The sequence below is a fragment of the Vibrio sp. 10N.247.310.98 genome (genome assembly GCF_041467395.1).
Lineage (GTDB): Bacteria > Pseudomonadota > Gammaproteobacteria > Enterobacterales > Vibrionaceae > Vibrio > Vibrio crassostreae_C.
Genome location: NZ_JBFSUL010000079.1, coordinates 1 through 19,563, shown reverse-complemented (window position 1 = coordinate 19,563; position 19,563 = coordinate 1). Strand labels below are relative to the sequence as shown.

The following is a 19,563-nucleotide window of genomic DNA, read 5'->3' as shown; positions in this document are numbered from 1 at the left end:
ACAACGGTATGCTAAGAACAAAAATGCCGTTCACTCTTAAGTGAACGGCATTAGACCAAATGGTCGCTCTTTTTTATTTTTCAAACCACACTATTAACCGCGATGAATCGAGTCATGTGCTTGTTTTAACAGGCTTTGGCTCTCTTGTAAAAATTGTTGTGAGTAGTCACCAAACCAATAACTCACTTGGTTGAAGCTCTCAACAAACTTAGCCTTATCTTTGCCATCTAGAATTTCTAACGCTTCTCCGAAACAGCTATGGAAGCGTCGAATCATCTCAATATTCTCATCCGAAGAAAGAATGATATCGCCGTACAAGTTCGGGTCTTGAGCAAACAGACGACCAACCATCGCAATCTCAAGTCGGTAGATTGGCGAGCTTAGTTTCAGAAGTTGATCAATGTTCGGGTTCTCTTTACTCAGGTGCAAGCCGTAAGCAAAAGAGGTGAAGTGACGAAGTGCTTGAATCAAGGTCATGCCGTGATCGTGTTCAGCTGCATCCATCTGGCAAAGGCTCGCGCCCCAAATACCAAATTGATTCAGTAGCCATTGGTAGCTTTCAGAACCACGACCATCACTGTAAACAATCACCTGCTTAGCAAGGCTGGGAACATCAGGGCCAAACATTGGGTGCAATCCAACCACTGGGCCTTGGTGCATGTTCATCATTGCTTGCAGCGGTTTAGATTTAATTGACGTCAAATCACATAGAATACAATCGCTTGGTAGATTACCTAGCTTCGCAATCACACCTTCCGTTAGGTGAATTGGAACCGTAACAACCACAAGCCCAGCATTATCTAAGATTTCGTCGGCCTTATCCCAATCTTGGCTGCCAAGGATTTTCACTTCGTAGCCAGACAGTTTGAACATACGACCAAACAAGCCACCAAGTTGACCATTACCACCAACGATAACCACTGAACGTAACTCTGGGTTAAGGCACTTAAAGCCAGAATCTTTCTCACTGGCATAAGACTCACGCATAGTACGACGTAAAATGTCTTCGATTAACTGTGGTGGAACCCCTATTTTCTCGGCTTCTTGACGACGAGATGCCAGCATCGCAGCTTCACGCTCTGGTACATAAATAGGTAAACCATGTTCACTTTTTACTTCGCCTACTTTCTCTACTAGAGCAAGGCGTTGAGCCAGTAAATCCAACATTTGTTTATCGACAGCATCGATTTGGTCGCGTAATTCGTTCAGTTCAACGGCCATTTTATTCCTTACTAATCTATAAGCCCGTGCCAATCTATAAGCCCACAATCATGCAGGTTCGCTAGCAACAGATCTTAAAATGCCTCATTAGATGAGGCACTTAAATTTAAACTCTGACTAACCTTTCAAGCGGTTCTCTAAGAACGGGACTAATTCCGTATGTGCATGTTTTAATAGTGCCTCAGTTGAATCCCAATTGATACACGCGTCGGTAATAGAAACGCCGTATTTCATCTCATTGAGAGGTATATCCGAAGATTGGTTTCCTTCGTTAATATGGCTTTCAATCATCAGGCCGATAATCGACTTGTTGCCTTCACGAATTTGGTGAATCACATCTTCTGCAACTAAAGGTTGGCGACGGAAATCTTTACGAGAGTTCGCGTGGCTACAGTCGACCATTAGCGCTGCCTCTAAACCAGATTTACCCAGCTCTTGCTCACATTCGTGTACCGATACTGAATCGTAGTTCGTCTGCTTACCGCCACGTAAAATCACGTGACCATTTGGGTTACCTTGCGTTGTTAGTAGTGCAACCTGACCTTCGCGGCTGATACCCATGAAACGGTGGCTAGAAGAAGCCGCCTGCATTGCGTTGATTGCAGTGCCTAGGTTGCCATCGGTGCCGTTTTTAAAACCGATTGGCATTGAAAGACCACTTGCCATCTCACGGTGAGTTTGAGATTCAGTCGTACGAGCGCCAATAGCCGCCCAGCTGAAGGTATCTGCTAGGTATTGCGGGCTAATTGGGTCTAATGCTTCAGTCGCTAGTGGGATTTCCATCTCAGCGAGTTCAACAAGTAGTTCACGACCAACATGCAGACCATGCTCAATATCGAAAGTGCCGTCTAGATGTGGGTCATTGATCAAACCTTTCCAACCGACAGTGGTACGAGGTTTCTCAAAGTAAACACGCATAACAATATACAGTTGATCGCTAAGTTGCTCAGATAAGGCTTTTAGGCGTTTCGCGTACTCTTTCGCAGCTTCAATGTCATGGATAGAACATGGGCCACATACAACAAGCATGCGATGATCTTTCTTATGAATGATGTTTGCGATAGTTTGACGAGACTCTTGAATGAAACGACGAGCATTATCACTCAAAGGCAGTTTTGCTTTTAACTCCTCAGGAGTAATCAGTACCTGTTCGTCGATGATATTGACATTGCTTAATTCACTTTTCTGCATAACTCAACCTGTATATTTATTTTTACACCCAACATTTCCATTTGGGCTAACAATCTTTAAAAACACAATAACAGCTAAAAAAACGATTGCAAGTGTAAACAATAAAAAACATTAACTGTAAATTTTATATTACACGTTGAATTTAGCTCACTCTAAGAGATAAATAGGTTTAAACCATGGATCACACATACAAAAAAGGCGATATTTATCATATCGCCTTATCTAAAATTATTATGTGTTTATTTATCACTCACTGCCTAGCATTCGCTTAATCGTCTCTGAGGTCCCTTTCCACCTAGCATCCGAGTGAAGTGTCGACAAATCAAAGCTGTGTTTTTTAAGCAATGAGTTGGCTAAAGGCACCTCTTGAATCGCTAAGTTATCCAGAGCTTCAATTTGTGCATCTCGTTTATTACACATCAACACCATGTCACAACCTGCATTCAAGGCCGCTTTCGCTCTGTCGGCTGGTCCACCCATTATGGCAGCGCCTTCCATCGTTAAATCATCAGAGAACACCAAGCCTTTAAACCCAAGCTGCTGCTTCAATACTTTCTGCAGCCAATACTGTGAACCGCTCGCAGGTTGATCATCATAGTGAGAGAAAACCACGTGAGCTGGCATCATGGCATCCAATATTCCAGCTTCAATTTGCGCCTTGAAGATTGCCATGTCTGTTTCAAAGATGTCGTCTCTAGGGTCATATGGCGTCTCTAAGTGTGAGTCAGCAATCACGCCACCGTGTCCAGGGAAGTGCTTGCCTGTCGTCGCCATGCCAACCGACTTCATGCCTTTGATGAAAGCGCTGCTATGACGAACAATAGTATCAATATCTTCGCCAAACGCTCGGCTACCAATCGCTTTACAGTCATGGCCTTTGTCTAATACTGGCGCAAAGCTCAGATCGATATCGTGGGCAATCAATTCTGCCGCCATCAGCCAGCCAGCCTGTTCTGCTAAATGTTCACCGTTATTCTTAGTCGCGAATTCTTGAGCAGCTGGGATAATTGAAAAGCCATCGCGGAAGCGCTGAACTCGACCACCTTCTTGGTCAACACCAATCAAAATAGGACGTTTCGCTACCTTACGAATTTCTTTGTTTAACGCCGATAACTGTTTGCTATCGTGGTAGTTTCGAGCAAATAAGATGAGACCACCAACAGTTGGGTGCTCTAAAATTTCTCTGTCTTCTGCTGTCAGCTCGTAGCCTGCAACATCAACCCACAACGGTCCCATATTTATCCCTTATTAAACCTAATTTCATAAACTTCCCGAGATTATTCTCTTTAAATTTGCTTTACAATGTTTTTAAACCTATCTGTGGAAGACTTTAAGAATGCAGTGCAAGAGCTTAGAAATGGATCATAAAGAACTGTATATCGGTGTGATGTCAGGGACGAGTATGGACGGTGTTGATACTGCCTTAGTGTCGATTGAAGATACGCGCATCACATTGCTTGCTCATGATGAGTTCCCAATGCCTGACGACCTCAAAGCGCGTCTGCTTGAAGTTTGTATTGGTCAGAAAACCGATTTGATTGCCATTGGCGAACTCGACCACCAGCTTGGCCATCTGTTTGCTGATGCGGTTCTGCAACTTCTCGAAAAGTCAGGCACACCAGCACCTTCTGTAACTGCGATAGGTAATCATGGTCAAACAGTGTTCCACCAGCCAACAGGCGATTCGCCATTTACCATGCAGTTGGGTGATGCCAACATCATTGCCGCTAAAACACAGATTCAAACGGTTGCCGATTTTCGACGTAAAGACATGGCATTAGGCGGACAAGGTGCGCCATTAGTCCCCGCCTTCCACCATACGATTTTCCACCCGCAAGACAGCTCGGTTGTGGTGTTGAATATTGGTGGTATCTCGAATATTTCAGTGCTGCGCCCTAATCAGCCAACGCTTGGTTATGATACAGGCCCGGGCAATATGTTGATGGACGCTTGGGTTGATAAACACACGGGTGAGAAGTTTGACCGTGATGCGCAATTTGCGCTTAAAGGTCAACTCAATCAAGCTTTACTCGAACAGTTGTTAAATGAGTCTTATCTATCTCAAATGCCACCGAAAAGTACCGGTAGAGAACTATTCAACCTACCTTGGCTAGAGCAACAATTAACAGAATTTAAAGATCTTGCAGCAGAAGATGTTCAGCGCACGCTTTGTGAATACACCGCATTGACGATAGCCAATGAAGTGGAGACTTATCGCTTGGGTAACCAACCTGCACTGTATGTGTGTGGCGGTGGTACAAGAAACCCATTGTTGATGAAGAGACTGTCTGAACTGCTTCCAAGTTGGGATGTTGATTCAACCACCAGTAAAGGCGTGGATGCCGATTACATGGAAGCGATGGCTTTTGCGTGGCTTGCTCAACGTCATATTCATCAACTGCCAAGCAATTTACCAGAAGTGACTGGCGCAAGCAGAGCGGCCTCTCTAGGCGTTCTCTATCGTGCTAACTAAACAACTTTAGAACCATCATTTTAGAATCACCATTTAAGGATCATTATGAGTAACGACGCTCTCATATCAGCGCTCTCGCACCTCGTTTCGGAGGGGAGAAACCCTGACACTATGGATATTGATCTGCTCACCTCTCTTGAAGTGGTTGAAAAGATTAACCAACAAGACAAGCAAGTCCCGCTGGCGATTGAAGCGGAACTGCCACAGATCGCGAAAGCGGTCGATAAAATTGCTCATGCCTTTCAAAACGGTGGTCGACTGATTTATATGGGCGCAGGCACCAGTGGTCGATTAGGTGTGTTAGACGCCTCAGAATGCCCACCGACTTTCGGTGTTTCGGACAAAATGGTTATCGGCTTAATTGCAGGCGGACCAGAGGCGATTTTAAAAGCCAAAGAAGGTGCAGAAGACTCGCTAACTCTCGGCATTGAAGATCTGAAAGCGATTCAGTTTTCAGAAAATGATGTCGTGGTAGGTATTGCTGCGAGCGGTCGCACACCTTACGTGATTGGTGCACTCAACTATGCCAATCAGCTTGGCGCAGTAACGGTTGCATTATCTTGTAACCCTGACTCTCCAATTGCTGAAATCGCTCAAATCGCAATTAGCCCGGTGGTTGGCCCAGAAGCATTGACTGGTTCAACACGACTCAAATCAGGTACAGCACAAAAGCTGGTGCTTAATATGCTGACCACTGCCAGCATGATTCGCATTGGTAAGAGCTACCAAAACCTTATGGTCGACGTAAAAGCGACCAATGAAAAGTTGGTTGCCCGCGCCGCTCGTATCGTTATCCAAGCAACGGAGTGCGATAAAGCACTGGCGGTGTCGACACTTAAAGCGACTGATTACGATGTGAAGTTATCTATTTTGATGATTCTAACAGGGCTAGATTTAGAGTTAGCCAAGGCTCAGCTTGATAAGCAAAATGGCTTCTTGAGAAAAGCCGTCGAGAATAATCAGTAATCTTAATTTGGCTTGTAGCTTCTCATTTAGACAGCTACTTCAACGACATACAAAAAGACCAGCACACACGCGGTACTGGTCTTTTTTTAGTTTTAATTTTTTATGGCTAGCTTGGGCTTAATAGTCGTTTGAGAACTCGTCCCAGCCGCGTTGCCATTCCATACGGAAACGTTGAGCGTCTTCCGTACCAGAACACACGCCTTCATACACCTGACCAGATAAACCAATCTGATAAGCATGGTTCGGATTACAATATTCAGTCACACCTAGGTGATAACCTTCTGTGTAACTCGCTTGATCGACTGCGCCAAGCTCAGTCATCTCTGAATACGAACGCTGAGTGTGGCCTTTGATACCATCACGATAGCCAATCTCTTGCCAATTGCCTTCAGCTGCTAAATCTTGAACATTGGCGCTGCATCCTGCAAGGCTAAATGCCACGGCGAATAGTACGATTATTTTTTTCATTTCAATCCTTTATATTGTTACTTCACCACTTTCTGACGAAGCGCTGCCTTTGTGGTGATTCTCCACTGAACGCCTATCGATGTCCACTTATTGTCTAATGTTCGCCACTTTAGGTTCATTCCGACCACTCAGAATCAATAGTCGCCGTTAAGCCAACTCAAACAACCTCTCTATAGAGCTAATAGGCCTCTCGATAGAAATATCGGCCACTCAGCACAGTGAACAAACCACTAAATCAGTTATAACACCGCTAAATTGGCTATTCGACCACTCACTCTCGTAGCGGAAGTTTCTTCTCATCGACTCCTTTAATATACACCCTGACTTAATTAATACATTCAGGGATAACAAATTATGATGTGGTTTCTTACCTGTGTCGCAGCACTCATTGGTGGCTACTTTATTTACGGTACCTTTATCGAGAAGATTTTCGGTATCAATGAAAAACGCCAAACACCTGCTCACACTAAGCAAGATGGCGTGGACTACGTTCCAATGTCGACACCAAAGGTTTACCTAGTTCAGCTGCTTAACATCGCAGGTGTAGGTCCAATCTTCGGCCCTATCATGGGTGCCCTTTATGGTCCAGCAGCAATGCTTTGGATCGTTGTAGGTTGTATCTTCGCAGGTGCAGTACACGACTACTTCTCAGGTATGTTATCTATCCGTAATGGCGGAGCTTCGGTTCCAACCATCACTGGACGTTACCTAGGCAATGGCGCAAAACACTTTATGAACATCTTTGCCATTGTTCTACTGCTTCTTGTTGGTGTGGTATTCGTATCTGCTCCAGCAGGTATGATCACTAACCTAGTGAACGACCAAACTGATTTCGCGATGTCTGCAACTACGATGGTTGTTATCATCTTTGCTTACTACATCATCGCAACGATTGTCCCTGTCGATAAAATCATTGGTCGCTTCTACCCACTGTTCGGTGCACTGCTTATCTTTATGTCTGTTGGCCTAATCACTGCGATTGGTCTATCTGACGAACACCAAATCATGGGGGGCTTTGAGATCAGCGACATGTTCACCAACATGAACCCGAATGACCTACCACTTTGGCCTGCTCTCTTCATCACTATCGCATGTGGTGCTATCTCTGGCTTCCACGCCACTCAGTCTCCTCTGATGGCGCGTTGTATGGAAAACGAGAAGAACGGTCGCTTCGTATTCTACGGCGCAATGATTGGTGAAGGCATCATCGCTCTAATCTGGTGTGCACTTGCTCTGTCTTTCTTCGGTTCGGTTGAGTCTCTGTCTGACGCAATTGCAAACGGCGGCCCAGGTAACGTAGTATACAGCGCTTCATTTGGTCTACTGGGTGTATTTGGCGGTATCCTTGCTTTCCTTGGCGTGGTTATCCTACCAATCACTTCTGGTGACACAGCGTTCCGTTCAAGCCGTCTTATCCTTGCTGAATACTTCAACATGGAACAGAAAACACTGCGTAACCGTCTACTAATGGCGTTACCACTGTTCGTTATCGGTGGCATCCTGACTCAAGTTGATTTCGGTATCATCTGGCGCTACTTCGGTTTTGCTAACCAATCAACAGCCGTAATGATGCTGTGGACAGCTTCAGCTTACCTACTTCGCCACAACAAACTGCACTGGGTAACAACAGTTCCAGCTATCTTCATGACGTCTGTGTGTATCACATTCATCCTGAACAACAGCCAACTGGGCTTCGGTCTACCAATGCAAATCTCAACCATCATTGGTGTGGTGAGTGCGCTAGGTGTTGCGGCTTACGTTATTAAAATTTCAAAAGGCAAAGGCGATATCGACCTAGCTGATGAAGAAGAAAAAGAAGCAAAAGGCGTCACCAAAACCGCCTAGTTCTTTCAGACTCTTGAGAACAAGAGACACGTCTTCATAGAGAGACAAAAGAACAAGCCAAACACACTTCGCTTGCTCCCGTATCACCCAGTGATTCGTGGAAATTAAGACTAAAGCCCGTCCTCTGTGATGGGCTTTAGTGTTTTCAGGCGTTAGTGCTTTCGACTCTGGGAAGCGAATATAACCTACGAAAACACAAGCAAAGCTACCGTTACCAAGCAATGAGCTTTACACTTAACAAGCGTCTCAATAGGTGAAAATATGGAACTCATTCTCTCTCTGCTGCAACAAACCTGCGTCTACTTAGTGATTGCTTACATGCTGAGTAAAACCCCACTGATTCTCCCTTTGTTGAGCATCTCATCTCGCTTAAGCCATAAGATCAGCTGCTACGTTCTGTTTTCCCTGTTCTGCATTATGGGTACCTATTTCGGACTGCAGATCAATGATGCCATCGCCAACACGCGTGCGATGGGTGCGGTAATGGGAGGTCTGTTTGGCGGCCCTGTCGTTGGCTTTGCCGTCGGCTTTACTGGTGGAATTCACCGTTACTCATTAGGCGGCTTCACAGACTTGGCTTGTGCGATTTCAACCACAGCAGAAGGCTTGATTGGCGGCCTGTTACACGTTTATCTCGTGAGAAAGAACAAAGCCAGCCAACTGTTTAATCCGTTAGTGGTTTTCTCGGTAACCCTGTTTGCAGAGATCATTCAGATGCTGATTCTGCTGGCGGTCGCCAAACCATTTGAGCAGTCCTACGCGCTTGTTTCCGATATTGCCGCGCCAATGATCATTGCCAACTCTGTGGGTGCAGCACTGTTCATGAGCATCATCCAAGACAGAAAGACCATCTTCGAGAAATACTCCGCCACCTTCTCACGCCGCGCACTTACTATTGCCGAGCGTTCGGTAGGTATTCTGCATGGCGGCTTCACTTCCGATAACGCACAAAAGATCGTGCGTATCGTTTATGAAGAAACTAATGTTGGTGCCGTGGCGATTACCGACCGAGAAAAAATCCTCGCGTTCGTCGGCATTGGCGATGAGCACCATATTCCAAATACCCCTATTTCATCGCAAAGTACCCTCACCTCGATGGAAAAGAACGACATCATCTACCTTGACGGCAAAGAGAACCCATACCAATGCTCCTTGTCGCAGGATTGTAAATTGGGTTCTGCGTTGATTATTCCATTGCGCGCGGGTAACGAAGTGGTCGGCACCATCAAGCTCTATGAGCCAAAGCTGAAACTATTCTCAACTATCAATATGTCGATGGGTGAAGGTATCGCTCAACTATTATCGAGCCAGATCCTATTTAGCAACTACCAGCAGCAGCAAACGCTACTGACACAAGCAGAAATCAAACTGCTGCACGCTCAAGTGAACCCGCACTTCTTGTTCAATGCGCTTAATACTATCAGCGCAGTAACACGTCGTGACCCAGATAAAGCTCGAGAGTTGATTCAACACCTGTCTCACTTCTTTAGAAGCAACCTAAAGCAGAACATCAACACCGTGAAGCTCAAAGACGAACTGGCACACGTCAACGCTTACCTGACCATAGAGAAAGCACGCTTTACCGATCGACTAGAAGTGGAATGGGATATCGACCCGCAGTTATATGAATCTCAATTGCCGAGCTTTACCCTGCAACCGCTGGTAGAAAACGCCATCAAACATGGGATATCTAATATGTTGGAAGGCGGTAAAGTAAAGATCTCTAGCGAGGCTTTCGAGGGTGGGTTCAAGTTAACCGTTGAAGACAATGCAGGTAATTATCAGAAGCCATCTCAAGATCATGTAGGATTAGGGATGGAAATTGTTGATAAACGACTCACTAATTTCTTTGGACAAGATTCAGCACTAAAAATAGAATCTCAACCACAGCAATTTACTCGAATGAGCTTTATCATACCTATACTCAAATAATGGTATTTTCGGAGACGGATCGCTCCGAGTTGAAACATTTAGAAGCAGACATTTAAAAGATAAGCGTGAACCAAGCAGGGATAGAACCAAGATGAAGATTGTAGGATGTTAAAGGCACTAGTTATCGATGATGAGCTTTTTGCTCGCGAAGAGCTGATTGAGCTGCTGACTGAAACAGGAGAAGTGGAAGTCATTGGCCAAGCGAGTAATGCAATTGAAGGGCTAAAGCAAATCAACCTTCTCAAGCCTGACGTGGTGTATTTGGACATTCAAATGCCTCAGGTTACTGGGATTGAATTGCTGAGCATGCTTGACCCGGAAACCATGCCTTATGTGGTGTTTGTGACCGCCTACGATCAATATGCGATTCAAGCCTTTGAAGACAATGCCTTTGACTACCTACTCAAACCCGTCGAACCTTGTCGATTAAACAAGAGTGTTTGCCGTCTGAATAAGGTCATCAAGCAGAATCAGAAAGCGCCAGCACAAGACATCTCTGCGATTGCTCCCTGCCACTTAGAGCAGATTCCGTGTATTGGTCATAACCGCATTGTGATCATGGCAAGCCAAACGGTTGAATGCGCCTATTCTGATATCAGTGGCGTGCATGTTCGTAGCTCATCACAAACAGCAACCTCGCAACTAACGCTTAAGATCTTGGAAGAAAAGACCGATTTGATCCGCTGTCATCGACAGTATTTGATCAACATAAAATCGATCCAAGAGATCAAACTGCTAGAAAATGGATTAGCAGAGATCATTACCCTGACTGGCTTTGAAGTCCCGGTGAGTCGTCGTTATTTAAAGACTTTAAAAGAGCAACTCGGTCTCCAGTAACGCGTTAGAATTAGACGCCTTGTTCCAAAGCACGATCAAAAAAGCCAACGTATCAACGTTGGCTTCCTGCTGTTTACAAATCAATAGTGTTTGCAAATCGATAGTGTTACGCATCGATCTTGTCACCAATCAATAGAGATTAGTCGACTTGCTTAATCTGTAGCTCTTTTGGTACTTCAAAGAACATGTTCTCTTCACGACCTTGAATCTCTTCAACGTCAGTCGCACCTAGCTCACGAATACGATCTAGAATTTGGTTTACCAGCTCTTCAGGAGCAGAAGCACCGGCTGTTACACCGATTTTCTTTTTCCCTTCAACCCACTCGGTTTGAATGTCTTCAGGACAGTCAGTTAGGTAGCCTGGTGTGCCTAGTTTCTCAGCTAGCTCTTTTAGACGAGTTGAATTCGATGAGTTCTTAGAACCAACCACTATCACCACATCAACGTCATTCGCCATCTCACGCACAGCGTCTTGACGGTTTTGAGTCGCGTAACAGATGTCGTCTTTACGTGGGCCTTGAATCTCAGGGAACACTCGACGTAGCTCTTCAATCACATCTGCAGTTTCATCTACTGATAGCGTAGTTTGGCTAACATAGTGCAGGTTACTTGGATCATTCACCACGAGGTTCTGTACGTCCTCTGGTCTTTCAACCAAGTACATACCACCAGTTTGGCTCGCGTACTGACCCATAGTGCCTTCCACTTCAGGGTGACCTGCGTGGCCAATCAGTACCACTTCCATATGTTTGCGGCTCGCACGAGCAACCTCCATATGAACTTTAGTCACCAAAGGACACGTCGCATCAAATACCGTTAACTCACGCTCTTTCGCTTCTTTACGAACCGCTTGAGAAACACCGTGAGCCGAAAAGATCACGATGTTGTCGTCTGGCACCTCACTCAGTTCTTCGACAAAAATAGCACCACGCTGCTTGAGCCCCTCAACAACAAAGCGGTTGTGTACCACTTCATGGCGAACATAGATCGGTGGCTGATACATTTCGAGTGCACGCTCTACGATGCTGATCGCACGATCGACACCGGCACAAAAGCCACGAGGGTTAGCTAACATTATTTTCATTTCATTGCTCATCATTTACCGCGGTACTAAGGTTGCTTCTATAGAGTTCGCCGTCAGCGAGGTTCGCATTCTACAGTGAAGCGTCTAGACAGTGAAGCTCTGGGTGAGATCACAGCTGTAAGGCTATCTTATTCTAGCGTGAAGACAGCTATTCTAACGTTAAGAGAGTTATTCTACCGTTAAGATATTGACGTCAAAGCTAACGTCTTGACCAGCGAGTGGGTGATTAAAATCAACCGTCACTGAATCACCTGCGATCTCAGTAATAATACCTGGAATTTCCATACTGTCAGGACCTGAAAATGCCATGATAGTGCCCACTTCAACTTCAGAGTCGCCAACAAACTTAGCACGATCCATATAGTGAATATGATCTGGGTTTGGCATACCAAACGCGTCTTCCGCCTTCAGTTCGATAGACTTTTCAGTGCCGGCTTCAAGTCCAAGTAAGCACGCTTCAAAGTTCTCACTTAGGCTGCCATCACCCATGACGAACTTCGCTGGTTTGCCCATGTTCTCCGTACTATCGGCAACTGAACCATCCTTCATTTTAATCGTAAAATGTAGAGTTACTGCTGAATCATTTTTAATTGCTGCCACGTTACTTTCCTTAGACTTCTTTATTATTTGAGGATGCGCTGTGCTTTGCTTCCTTGTTGACTGAAGCATAAAAAAAAGCGCCGTCGGAATCAACCGACAGCGCTTAGGGCTATTCTATTCTGTGAGTCATAGACTGACTTTGAAGCAAGCTATTTGCTTTCGTCTTTCTTACGGAAACCATCTAAGATGATCATCGCAGCACCGATACAGATTCCCATATCCGCTAAGTTAAATGCAGGCCAGTGGTAAGTGCCCCAGTAGAAGTCTAAGTAATCGACAACAAAGCCATGTACGACTCGGTCAAACACATTACCTACTGCACCACCAATGATGATCGCATAAGCAATGTTATTCCACTTCTCTGTTGCTGGTAGTTTGCTCATCCAGTACGTCAGCATACCTGTTACCGCAAATGCGATACCCGTAAATAACCAACGCTGCCAACCACTTTGATCACTCAAGAAGCTAAACGCTGCACCGTAGTTATGCACGTACAAAAAGTTAAAGAATGGCAGCACCTCAATACGGTTTGCCCAACCATAACCCATATTGTCCATGACAAAAAGTTTAATGCCGATATCTGCAAGGAAGACTAATAGAGCCAACCATAACCAACGCACACCAGATTGTTTTAACGAAACTTCACTCATTTCTATTCCTAGTATTTACGAAGTTGGTATTCATTGTTAGTCACTTTAAGTGACCTTGATTACCAACTTGGTTAAACACATTTCCTATAACTAAAAATAACCCCAGTTGATACTGGGGCTATGATTTTTACAAAAAGTTCAGTCTTTCTCTGAGCGGTTATGCGAATTTACGCACTTCGCCTTCACCGTCAATGTTCGACACACAACGACCACAAACTTTCTCGTGACCTTCGATAGTGCCTACATCTGGAGTGTGGTGCCAGCAACGGTCACACTTCTCAGCTTCAGTCGCCGCTACTTCAACGAATAGACCTTCAACGTCTGTCGCTTGAGCCGCATCAGACTTCTCGCTCAGTGGCTTAACAACCGCAGCAGAAGTGATAAGTACGAAACGTAGCTCATCTTCTAGCTTGTTGATCTTAGCCGCTAGTGCGTCGTCAGCGTATAGAGTAACTTCAGCTTGCAATGCACCACCGATTGTTTTCTCTTTACGAGCGTCTTCAAGAAGCTTGTTCACTGCGCCACGAACGGTTTGGATTTCAGCCCAGAACTCGTTGCTTAGCTCTTCGCCTTCAGCAAGACCAAATAGACCTTCGAACCACTCACCAGTGAATACGAACTTGTCACGTTGACCAGGCATCTCGTTCCAGATTTCATCTGCAGTGAACGACATGATAGGTGCCATCCAACGAACTAGAGCTTCTACGATGTAGTAAAGCGCAGTCTGACAGCTACGTTGAGCATGACTGCCCTGCTTCGCTGTGTACTGACGGTCTTTAATTACGTCTAGGTAGAAAGAACCCATTTCGATAGAACAGAACTGCATTAGACGCTGAGTTACACCGTGAGTGTTGTACTCGCCGTATGCTTTAACGATCTCTTCTTGTGCAGCTTGAGCACGGCCAACAGCCCAGCGATCAAGTGCAACCATCTCTTCAGCAGGAACTAGGTCAGTTTCAGGGTTGAAACCGTTCAAGTTCGCTAGGAAGAAACGAGCTGTGTTACGAATACGACGGTAAGCATCAGCTGAACGCTTCAGGATTTCATCAGAAACCGCAACTTCACCCGTGTAGTCTGTAGAAGCAACCCATAGACGCAGGATGTCTGCACCTAGCTTGTTGGTTACATCTTTAGGTGCAACAACGTTACCGATAGATTTAGACATCTTACGGCCGTTACCATCAACCACGAAACCGTGTGTTAGTACTTGCTTGTATGGTGCTTCGTCTTTCATCGCGATAGATGAAATTAGAGAAGACTGGAACCAGCCACGGTGTTGGTCTGAACCTTCAAGGTAAAGATCAGCACTGTGAGTGCGCTCTTCGTTCGGGAAGTTGTACTCTTCACGAGAATCAACAACAGAGAAGTGCGTAACACCTGAGTCGAACCATACGTCTAGCGTATCCATTACTTTTTCGTACTTATCAGCGTCTTCTGCGCCCATAAGTTCAGCAGCGTCTACATCCCACCAAGCTTGAATGCCTTTCTCTTCAACTAGCTTCGCAACTTTTTCAATAAGCGCTGGGCTTTCTGGGTGAAGTTCTGCTGTTTCTTTATGAACAAACAAAGCAATTGGCACACCCCAAGTACGTTGACGAGAGATACACCACTCAGGACGACCTTCAACCATGCCTTCGATACGGCTTTGACCCCATTCAGGCAACCACTCAACACTCTTGATTGACTCTAGTGCTTTAGCACGTAGGCCAGCTTGATCCATAGATATGAACCATTGTGGTGTTGCACGGAAGATGATTGGAGTTTTGTGTCTCCAACAATGTGGGTAGCTGTGCTCGTAAGCGTGGTGATGCAGAAGTGCACCTTTCTCTTTTAGAACTTCTAAAACAGAGTCGTTCGCTTTGAATACGTGCTGACCAGCAAATAGCTCAGTATCAGGCAGGTAAACACCGTTTGAACCAACTGGGTTAGCGATTTCTAGGTTGTACTTCTTACCAACCACGAAATCCTCTTGACCGTGGCCAGGCGCAGTGTGAACCACACCAGTACCTGAATCCGTTGTTACGTGGTCGCCAAGAACAGCAGGAACAGTAAAGTCGTAGAACGGGTGGTTGAACTGAGAAAGCTCAAGATCAGCACCTGTAGCAAAACCAAGGTTATGGAAGTGCTCGATACCTGCACGATCCATTACGTCTTTTGCTAGTTCAGAAGCAACAACGATACGTTGAGCAGGCTGGTCGCCATTCGCTTCAACTTGGATAAGCACGTATTCAAGATCATCACGTAGACATACTGCGCGGTTCGCCGGCAGAGTCCATGGTGTTGTTGTCCAGATAACGATAGAGATTTCGCCCTGACCCGCGTGGCCTTCAGCTAGAGTAAATTTCTCTAGAAGTGCCGCTTCGTCAGCTGCTGTAAATTTCACATCGATAGATGGAGAAACTTTATCTTGGTATTCAACTTCAGCTTCAGCCAGAGCAGAACCACAGTCAGTACACCAGTGAACTGGTTTGAAACCTTTAAGAAGGTGACCTTTGTCTGCGATTTTGCCTAGAGAACGAATGATGTTCGCTTCTGTGCCGAAATCCATAGTGCGGTAAGGTTTGTCCCACTCGCCCATGATGCCAAGACGTTTGAAGCTCTCTTTCTGACCTTCAACTTGACCCGCAGCGTACTTACGACACTCTTCGCGGAATTCAGCAGCCGAAATCTTCTGACCAGGCTTACCTTTCTTCTTCTCAACCATTAGCTCGATTGGAAGACCGTGACAGTCCCAACCAGGGATGTACGGAGCATCAAAACCAGAAAGGGTCTTAGATTTGATAATAATGTCTTTAAGAATCTTATTCAGCGCGTGGCCAATGTGAATGTCGCCGTTCGCGTATGGAGGGCCATCATGCAGTACGAAAGATTTTTTACCTTTCTTTGCCTTACGGATTTCGCCGTAAAGATCTTCTTTGTACCAACGCTTCAGCATTTCTGGCTCACGATTTGCCAGATTGCCGCGCATTGGGAACCCTGTTTCTGGTAAGTTCAGGGTATCTTTATAATCACTCATCGATTCTTAATTCCGTTATATTGGGCGAAGTTAGACATTATGTTAATCGGTGGAATCATCCGATTAATTCTTTAGCTGAAGCAGCCACACCCTTGCGGCTTCAGCATCCAATTCTATTTGATTCTTTAGTGCGTCGAACGATTCAAATTTTATCTCGTCGCGCAGTTTGTGCAAAAGTCGTACTTCTAACTGTTTACCATATAAGTTGGCTTTAAAGTCAAAAAAATGTACTTCTAGTTGCTGCCTTACCCCATTAACTGTTGGTCGTTGTCCAATATTAGCAACGCCACCGACAGGAACACCGTCGATATCCAATGCTTCAACAACATACACTCCCGATACAGGAGAGACACAACGCTTTAATGGAATATTAGCGGTAGGGAAACCGATAGTTCTCCCTAGTTTTCGACCATGGGACACTCGACCACTAATACTGTAATCACGTCCTAACATGGTAGCACTTGCAGCCAAGTCATCGACCGCTAATGCATTTCGTATCTCAGTACTGCTTACTCGTAATTGGTTTAAGCAATAGCTTTGGGTGCTTACCACCTCAAAACCGTACTTCTCGCCCGCCTCTTTGAGCATAGCGAAATTGCCAGTGCGACCTTTACCAAAGCAAAAATCGTCACCAACCACCAAGAACTTCACACCAAGCTTATCAACCAAAAGATCCTTAATGAATGCTTCCGCGGATAAACTTGCAAAATACTGATTAAAATTAACACACAATAAGCGACTGATATCTAGCTTACTCAGTTGCACGTATTTGTCTCGTAAGCGAGTTAAACGTGCTGGCGCTCTATCTCGGGCAAACAGCTCCATAGGCTGCGGTTCAAACGTCATGACAACAGAAGGTAGCCCTAATGCTGCAGCTTGTTTAGAAACCTGACTCAGAACCTCTTGATGTCCTAAATGAACACCATCGAAGTTACCTATGGTTAATACACAGCCATGATGCTGCGCTTTAATATTGTGTATACCTCGGATCAGTTCCATTATGATCAGCTAAAACCTGTTATTTGCATCATTTATTGTGTGAAACCGACGGATTATATACTAATCAGTATTAATCTGTCGCTGCTTTTAAATGTTTTACTCGGATACCTAAAATCAGTACCGAAACAATATAAACAAAGCCACCAAGTCCAATCAAGCCTGTTAATGTCAGCGCTCTCTGGCTGAAGCTCCATTCAAGCCAATGTTGCATATTATCCAGCTGCCATAAAATAGCCGCTACCATCACCACACCTGAGATAATCAATTTGGCACTAAACAACAAGGTTGTCTTAGTTAATTGATACACACCCGCAAGGTGTAATCCGCGATATAACAATGCCATATTCACAAAAGCAGACAGTGCCGTCGCAATCGCCAAACCCACATAACCATAGAAATAAGCAAAGATCGCGTTAAACACCATATTAGTCACCATAGCGATAATGCCGTACTTAACCGGTGTTTTGGTATCTTGGCGAGAGTAGTAACCCGGAGCTAAAACTTTAATCAACATGAAGTTAAGCAAGCCTGATGCGTAAGCTACCAATGACATCGATGCCTGCTGTACATCGTGTGGAGAGAACTCACCGCGCATGAATAGCACCATCAGCATTGGTTTAGCTAAAACGATAAGACCTAACATCGCAGGAATACCAAGCAGCAAAACCATGCGCACGCCCCAGTCCATGGTATGCGCGAACCCTTCCCCTTGAGCATCTACGTGTTTACGAGACAAAGCAGGAAGAATCACGGTCGCAATCGCGATACCGAATAAACCGAGAGGAAATTCAAGCAGTCGGTCTGAGTAGTACAACCAACTGATAGAGCCTGTTGCGAGGAAGCTGGCAATAAAGGTATCAAACAATAAGTTGATTTGACTGACCGATACACCGAACAAAGCAGGGATCATTAATGTGCGGATCTTAACCACCCCCGGATCTCTCCAGCCCCACTTTGGCTTAACCAACACACTCGCTTTGATCAAGAAAGGCATTTGGAAAAGGAATTGGACTAAGCCGCCAAGAAACACACCAATGGCCAAGCCAATTTCTGGTTGCTCTAAATTAGGTGAGATAAACCATGCAGCGCCTATGATCATCACGTTCAAGAACACAGGGGTAAAAGAAGAGACCGCAAACTTACCTAATGTATTAAGAATCGCACCGGATAAAGCAACGAAGGTAATAAACCATAAATAAGGAAAGGTAATCTTGAGCATAAAGCTCGCCAACTCAAACTTTGGCGCTGATGGGCCATCATTTAGCCAGTCGATAAACCAACCTGCACCAAACATCGCGGTGATCACGCCAGAGCCCAATACTCCGATAACGGTGACAATAGAAACTAAAACCCCGAGCGTACCCGACACCTTAGCAATTAAATCTCGTGTCTTATCTTTATCACCTGCGGCGTGATATTCCGTTAATACAGGAACAAACGCTTGAGAAAACGCACCTTCTGCAAAAAGTCGACGTAAGAAATTAGGAATTTTATTAGCGAAGAAAAATACGTCGGCACTCGCTCCTGCCCCCATCAAATTTGCTACTACTACATCACGTACTAGCCCCAATACACGGGAAACAAAAGTCATTGCGCTGACAATCAGGCCTGACTTTAATAGTCGTTTACTCACAGAAACCTCTGACACTGGTTGATTACTTTCAAGCGAGGATAAATACTATCCTGTCCTAAGAAGCATATTTATTAGCATTGGTCTAAAAATGCTGTTAGAATCCCCGCCATCTTAACCGCGATGACCTTTCCATACCAAAGTTTGTTTGGCTACGATTGGTTTTTGCACAAATCATTTGACAATTAAGCGCTAATGAGGGATAGTCCTCGCCCTTAAATTGTCACCGAACTAAGTTTTTGGGAGTTAGACCCTTGGCAAACAGTAAATCTGCTAAGAAGCGCGCTATCCAAGCTGAGAAACGTCGCCAGCACAATGCTAGCCGTCGTTCTATGATGCGCACTTACATGAAAAAGACTATCGCAGCTATCGCAGCTGGTGATAAAGAAGCTGCAACTGCTGCTCTTGTAGAAGTTACACCACTTCTTGACCGTATGGCGACTAAAGGCCTTATTCATAAGAATAAAGCTGCACGTCATAAGTCTCGTTTCGCTGCTGCAATCAAAGCTCTTTAATAGAAATTTGATTACAACGCAAAACGAAAAAAACCGGCCTAGGCCGGTTTTTTTATATCTAAATTTTGAGTAACGCTTTTATTTGGTTCATCGCGGATTAGCGGGAACTAAAAACAAAAACGGTAGTAAGTGATAT

At 45.0% G+C, this 19,563-nt stretch carries 16 protein-coding genes; 6 read left to right on the top strand and 10 right to left on the bottom strand.

Going from position 1 to position 19,563, the window contains the following annotated elements:
* Positions 1-93 precede the first annotated feature (93 nt).
* The 3 genes from tyrA to nagZ all read right to left on the bottom strand — a co-directional run bounded on the left by tyrA (position 94) and on the right by nagZ (position 3,648).
* Complete coding sequence (gene tyrA, locus AB6E78_RS21220) at positions 94-1,221, bottom strand: bifunctional chorismate mutase/prephenate dehydrogenase (protein ID WP_017066927.1); 1,128 nt, start codon at positions 1,219-1,221, stop codon at positions 94-96.
* Positions 1,222-1,338: 117 nt separating this feature from the next.
* Entirely contained in the window at positions 1,339-2,412 is a 1,074-nt protein-coding gene (locus AB6E78_RS21215) for a 3-deoxy-7-phosphoheptulonate synthase (RefSeq protein ID WP_017059354.1), read from the bottom strand.
* A 246-nt stretch (positions 2,413-2,658) separates the two neighbouring features.
* A complete protein-coding gene (nagZ, locus tag AB6E78_RS21210; protein WP_017071390.1) occupies positions 2,659-3,648 on the bottom strand; it encodes a beta-N-acetylhexosaminidase in 990 nt (329 codons plus the stop codon).
* 121 nt (positions 3,649-3,769) lie between these two features.
* Here nagZ and AB6E78_RS21205 point away from each other — a divergent pair, with 121 nt between their 5' ends.
* Positions 3,770-4,885 carry an anhydro-N-acetylmuramic acid kinase gene (locus AB6E78_RS21205; protein WP_372134169.1) on the top strand — a complete coding sequence of 372 codons (1,116 nt, stop codon included), beginning with the start codon at positions 3,770-3,772 and terminating at the stop codon, positions 4,883-4,885.
* A 45-nt stretch (positions 4,886-4,930) separates the two neighbouring features.
* A complete protein-coding gene (gene murQ, locus AB6E78_RS21200) occupies positions 4,931-5,851 on the top strand; it encodes an N-acetylmuramic acid 6-phosphate etherase (protein ID WP_050651903.1) in 921 nt (306 codons plus the stop codon).
* Between the two features lie 117 nt (positions 5,852-5,968).
* Here the strand turns inward: murQ and AB6E78_RS21195 are convergent, their stop codons facing one another.
* Positions 5,969-6,319, bottom strand: a complete 351-nt coding sequence (locus tag AB6E78_RS21195; protein WP_017059350.1) for a DUF2799 domain-containing protein — start codon at positions 6,317-6,319, stop codon at positions 5,969-5,971.
* Positions 6,320-6,673: 354 nt separating this feature from the next.
* Between AB6E78_RS21195 and AB6E78_RS21190 the strand changes: the two genes are divergently transcribed.
* The 3 genes from AB6E78_RS21190 (at position 6,674) to btsR (ending at position 10,933) form a co-directional block, all read left to right on the top strand.
* Complete coding sequence (locus AB6E78_RS21190) at positions 6,674-8,164, top strand: carbon starvation protein A (protein ID WP_372134171.1); 1,491 nt, start codon at positions 6,674-6,676, stop codon at positions 8,162-8,164.
* A 261-nt stretch (positions 8,165-8,425) separates the two neighbouring features.
* Complete coding sequence (locus tag AB6E78_RS21185; RefSeq protein WP_372134172.1) at positions 8,426-10,096, top strand: LytS/YhcK type 5TM receptor domain-containing protein; 1,671 nt, start codon at positions 8,426-8,428, stop codon at positions 10,094-10,096.
* Positions 10,097-10,201: 105 nt separating this feature from the next.
* Positions 10,202-10,933, top strand: a complete 732-nt coding sequence (gene btsR, locus AB6E78_RS21180) for a two-component system response regulator BtsR (RefSeq protein ID WP_055319044.1) — start codon at positions 10,202-10,204, stop codon at positions 10,931-10,933.
* A 139-nt stretch (positions 10,934-11,072) separates the two neighbouring features.
* Here the strand turns inward: btsR and ispH are convergent, their stop codons facing one another.
* From ispH to murJ, 6 genes are all read right to left on the bottom strand, one after another.
* On the bottom strand, positions 11,073-12,029 hold the full coding sequence (gene ispH, locus AB6E78_RS21175) for a 4-hydroxy-3-methylbut-2-enyl diphosphate reductase (protein WP_029235087.1): 957 nt from the start codon (positions 12,027-12,029) through the stop codon (positions 11,073-11,075).
* A gap of 156 nt (positions 12,030-12,185) precedes the next feature.
* Positions 12,186-12,617, bottom strand: a complete 432-nt coding sequence (gene fkpB, locus AB6E78_RS21170; RefSeq protein ID WP_372134174.1) for an FKBP-type peptidyl-prolyl cis-trans isomerase — start codon at positions 12,615-12,617, stop codon at positions 12,186-12,188.
* A 149-nt stretch (positions 12,618-12,766) separates the two neighbouring features.
* Positions 12,767-13,267, bottom strand: a complete 501-nt coding sequence (lspA, locus tag AB6E78_RS21165) for a signal peptidase II (protein WP_004739521.1) — start codon at positions 13,265-13,267, stop codon at positions 12,767-12,769.
* A gap of 157 nt (positions 13,268-13,424) precedes the next feature.
* Positions 13,425-16,283, bottom strand: coding sequence for an isoleucine--tRNA ligase (gene ileS / locus AB6E78_RS21160; protein WP_372134175.1), 2,859 nt, complete (start codon positions 16,281-16,283; stop codon positions 13,425-13,427).
* Between the two features lie 63 nt (positions 16,284-16,346).
* Positions 16,347-17,282 (bottom strand): bifunctional riboflavin kinase/FAD synthetase, encoded by a 936-nt coding sequence (gene ribF / locus AB6E78_RS21155; protein ID WP_017062867.1) that lies wholly within the window; start codon positions 17,280-17,282, stop codon positions 16,347-16,349.
* A 70-nt stretch (positions 17,283-17,352) separates the two neighbouring features.
* Positions 17,353-18,915, bottom strand: coding sequence for a murein biosynthesis integral membrane protein MurJ (murJ, locus tag AB6E78_RS21150; RefSeq protein WP_372134177.1), 1,563 nt, complete (start codon positions 18,913-18,915; stop codon positions 17,353-17,355).
* 251 nt (positions 18,916-19,166) lie between these two features.
* Here murJ and rpsT point away from each other — a divergent pair, with 251 nt between their 5' ends.
* Complete coding sequence (gene rpsT, locus AB6E78_RS21145; RefSeq protein ID WP_004739529.1) at positions 19,167-19,427, top strand: 30S ribosomal protein S20; 261 nt, start codon at positions 19,167-19,169, stop codon at positions 19,425-19,427.
* Positions 19,428-19,563 lie beyond the last annotated feature (136 nt).

What these genes read in the sequence shown, in the direction of transcription:
- nagZ (WP_017071390.1), bottom strand. Translation starts at nt 3,648, where the DNA reads ATGGGACCGTTGTGGGTTGATGTTGCAGGCTACGAGCTGACAGCAGAA.
- tyrA (WP_017066927.1), bottom strand. Translation starts at nt 1,221, where the DNA reads ATGGCCGTTGAACTGAACGAATTACGCGACCAAATCGATGCTGTCGAT.
- ispH (WP_029235087.1), bottom strand. Translation starts at nt 12,029, where the DNA reads ATGAGCAATGAAATGAAAATAATGTTAGCTAACCCTCGTGGCTTTTGT.
- AB6E78_RS21190 (WP_372134171.1), top strand. Translation starts at nt 6,674, where the DNA reads ATGATGTGGTTTCTTACCTGTGTCGCAGCACTCATTGGTGGCTACTTT.
- ileS (WP_372134175.1), bottom strand. Translation starts at nt 16,283, where the DNA reads ATGAGTGATTATAAAGATACCCTGAACTTACCAGAAACAGGGTTCCCA.
- lspA (WP_004739521.1), bottom strand. Translation starts at nt 13,267, where the DNA reads ATGAGTGAAGTTTCGTTAAAACAATCTGGTGTGCGTTGGTTATGGTTG.
- AB6E78_RS21195 (WP_017059350.1), bottom strand. Translation starts at nt 6,319, where the DNA reads ATGAAAAAAATAATCGTACTATTCGCCGTGGCATTTAGCCTTGCAGGA.
- AB6E78_RS21185 (WP_372134172.1), top strand. Translation starts at nt 8,426, where the DNA reads ATGGAACTCATTCTCTCTCTGCTGCAACAAACCTGCGTCTACTTAGTG.
- murQ (WP_050651903.1), top strand. Translation starts at nt 4,931, where the DNA reads ATGAGTAACGACGCTCTCATATCAGCGCTCTCGCACCTCGTTTCGGAG.
- btsR (WP_055319044.1), top strand. Translation starts at nt 10,202, where the DNA reads ATGTTAAAGGCACTAGTTATCGATGATGAGCTTTTTGCTCGCGAAGAG.
- AB6E78_RS21205 (WP_372134169.1), top strand. Translation starts at nt 3,770, where the DNA reads ATGGATCATAAAGAACTGTATATCGGTGTGATGTCAGGGACGAGTATG.
- ribF (WP_017062867.1), bottom strand. Translation starts at nt 17,282, where the DNA reads ATGGAACTGATCCGAGGTATACACAATATTAAAGCGCAGCATCATGGC.
- AB6E78_RS21215 (WP_017059354.1), bottom strand. Translation starts at nt 2,412, where the DNA reads ATGCAGAAAAGTGAATTAAGCAATGTCAATATCATCGACGAACAGGTA.